The sequence below is a fragment of the Alteromonas sp. BZK5 genome (assembly GCF_014349115.1).
In the GTDB taxonomy this organism is placed as follows: domain Bacteria; phylum Pseudomonadota; class Gammaproteobacteria; order Enterobacterales; family Alteromonadaceae; genus Alteromonas; species Alteromonas macleodii.
Window position 1 is genome coordinate 1 of the sequence record NZ_JACSOE010000188.1, and the last position, 2974, is coordinate 2974.

Annotated in this window: 2 protein-coding genes and 1 CRISPR repeat array; both genes read left to right on the top strand. The window is 43.8% G+C overall.

From position 1 onward, the window contains the following. Window positions 1–132 precede the first annotated feature (132 nt). A complete protein-coding gene (locus BIZ39_RS21045; protein ID WP_187447997.1) occupies window positions 133–405 on the top strand; it encodes a hypothetical protein in 273 nt (90 codons plus the stop codon). A 62-nt stretch (window positions 406–467) separates the two neighbouring features. Next, window positions 468–1007, top strand: a complete 540-nt coding sequence (locus BIZ39_RS21050) for a hypothetical protein (protein WP_187447998.1) — start codon at window positions 468–470, stop codon at window positions 1005–1007. A 199-nt stretch (window positions 1008–1206) separates the two neighbouring features. Then, window positions 1207–2735: direct repeats of the CRISPR family, unit length 28 nt; unit sequence TTTCTAAGTGGCCTGTGCGGCCATGAAC. The last annotated feature ends 239 nt before the right edge of the window (window positions 2736–2974 follow it).

Consider the following 2974-nt stretch of genomic DNA (forward strand, 5'->3'; position numbering starts at 1 on the left):
GGTTGTACGTCCTCAGGAACGACGCGTCAATGAGGTCAGTTTTACACGCTAGAGGTTTTAACAACTCCGTCGTTTTCATAAAGAATGCGATAGGGAAAAATTAAGCAAAATAGCGCAGGGCGGTGCCATCTCATGAGAGTTAATACATCATTAGAAGACCATGTTAAGAAAAACATCGGTGGTACCATAGTTTTTAACAATGGGTGCTGGATAGACCTAACTGAAGAGGATGGCATGTTTTGGGGTATAACCCCGTATGGTGAAACCTGGGGATGTAGCGCTGCAGGTAACGTTGTTAAATCGATAGTCAATTGGATAAGTTACTGGGACAAGCCACGAACAGAATCCGGTACCTTAATTAAGCTCTGCGAAAGTGATTCAACAAAAATAGATAACGCTCAATAAAAAGCCAATTAGTGGTAATTCCTAACACATTAATACTGATGTTTACTACTTTGGAGAAATATATGAAACGTCTACTACTTTCACTGACATGCTTGTGTTCAATTAACCTTGTCGCGGCTGAGGTCGAATATTCATTTATGACACACATGAATAGCGGCCCAGCAGTTGTAAAACTGTCTTATGACCCAGTTAACTTATCTTCTGTTGCGCTCACCTCAGATGGTGAGTTCATGATTGATGATGTTGCACTACCAAGTTCAGAGCTTACATTGACGGATGCGGCAAGCGGCGCTGTGCTCACAAAGTACAAAAACGTGCGTGTGTCGTGGCAGAGAAAACGTTTTGCAGGTACCAGTGGTGAAGAAGTATTCTTGAACGATGTTCATTTAAGTAAAACGTATGCGAACAAAAGTGCAAGACTACATTTAACGCACGAAACACCGACGAATCAGCAAAGCTTGCCTTGGAACGAAGCGCCAACCTTTGCGGCGCTTTATTTTATTGATGCGGATTTCTCAAATGCTTTGAATGGCTATTACGGTTATGAACTGTATAGCGATAGTGTTCCAAGATTGTTGAGTAAATCTCAGCTGAGTTTTTAACCTATCTATCCTATAGGGGCGCTCATTCGCCCCCATTCCAATAGATACGACTTGTCGCCTATTTAAATTTAGGCGTTATGCGACTCTCAACCTTTTAACTAACTCAACTCTTTGATTGAAAGGCAAAGTTGACAGTCAACGAGTAGTTACAAATTACATCAGGCCAGTCGACTTCAAGGTATGTACAGTCATCATTTAGCTTTTAAGTGGCCTATGCGGCCATGAACGTTTTGCCATGTTCGTTGTGGTCAGCTTCATATTTCTAAGTGGCCTGTGCGGCCATGAACTAGTCGCGAATAAAACTGGCGCGGTAACGAATTTTCTAAGTGGTCTGTGCGGCCATGAACACAGATATTTCACGCCAGTTTTTATCCTTGTCTTTCTAAGTGGCCTGTGCGGCCATGAACGTTACGTGATTAAGAAAATACCGTTTATAGGATTTCTAAGTGGCCTGTGCGGCCATGAACCAAGGAGGTGAAAGAGGAAAAATAAACGCCCTTTTCTAAGTGGCCTGTGCGGCCATGAACACCATTTAAGCGGGGTGCTTATCTTTACCGGTTTTCTAAATGGCCTGTGCGGCCATGAACATTATGTCCGGCGAGTTGGTCAACGTTCACCCTTTCTAAGTGGCCTGTGCGGCCATGAACGTTATTACCCTTTTGCGGTACGCCGTTCTTTATTTCTAAGTGGCCTGTGCTGCCATGAACATCGAAGCATACAGAACAAAACTAGAGCATGATTTCTAAGTGGCCTGTGCGGCCATGAACCCTTAGGCGGTATAGTTAACCAACAAACAAGATTTCTAAGTGGCCTGTGCGGCCATGAACTGACAGCAAGCTAGTTGCTAACAGGCCGTAAGTTTCTAAGTGGCCTGTGCGGCCATGAACATTAATAGAGTAATCATTAGCGCCTTGATATTTTTCTAAGTGGCCTGTGCGGCCATGAACAGGCAATGTCTACATTCGCACTAAGGGGAAGTTTTTCTAAGTGGCCTGTGCGGCCATGAACGATTGTTTGCTTGTTTGACCGATGTGCAGATATTTCTAAGTGGCCTGTGCGGCCATGAACTGCGCACCCGTGAAAGCGTAACGTTACAACCATTTCTAAGTGGCCTGTGCGGCCATGAACAATCAAAAAAGAATAATGCAGACTCAGGGATATTTCTAAGTGGCCTGTGCGGCCATGAACTATTAATTACGTCTTTTAATTGCGCAGCAATTTTTCTAAGTGGCCTGTGCGGCCATGAACGCTTGATACGATTAGCATAATGCCGATTGCTATTTCTAAGTGGCCTGTGCGGCCATGAACTGCGGGGTCTTGTCTCTCTATTTCCAACTTTATTTCTAAGTGGCCTGTGCGGCCATGAACAAATACAGAATGGTTAAGCTTGCTTTCGAAATTTTCTAAGTGGCCTGTGCGGCCATGAACACGCTTAATGCGTAGTGAGCGGTTTTCTAATTTTTCTAAGTGGCCTGTGCGGCCATGAACCAGAAGATAAAGGCATTGTGCTGGCTGATGTTTTTCTAAGTGGCCTGTGCGGCCATGAACGTGATTACGTACAAGCTTCACAACCCTGTCCTTTTCTAAGTGGCCTGTGCGGCCATGAACCTTCCAAAGCCTTGGTCTTACGCTGGCGATATTTTCTAAGTGGCCTGTGCGGCCATGAACTACGAACTGGCCGACTTCTTACCTTACGAAAATTTCTAAGTGGCCTGTGCGGCCATGAACTGTAAAAGATATTTTAAAAAGTGATGTGTATAAATGCGTTAGAGTAAATCTTATGAAAATACCAATATTTTCCAGACACCTCTAACGCCTTGTTATTATTGCTTAATTTTAAAGAGCGAAATTTATTGGTTAAAATTTGGGTAAAATAGCCGTTCGGTTCAATCCATAGGTGTTGAATCGATGGTGGGTTGGCAGCTCATCAGTGTTGTCAGCAACACGCTTCCTATCAATGTTTAAAC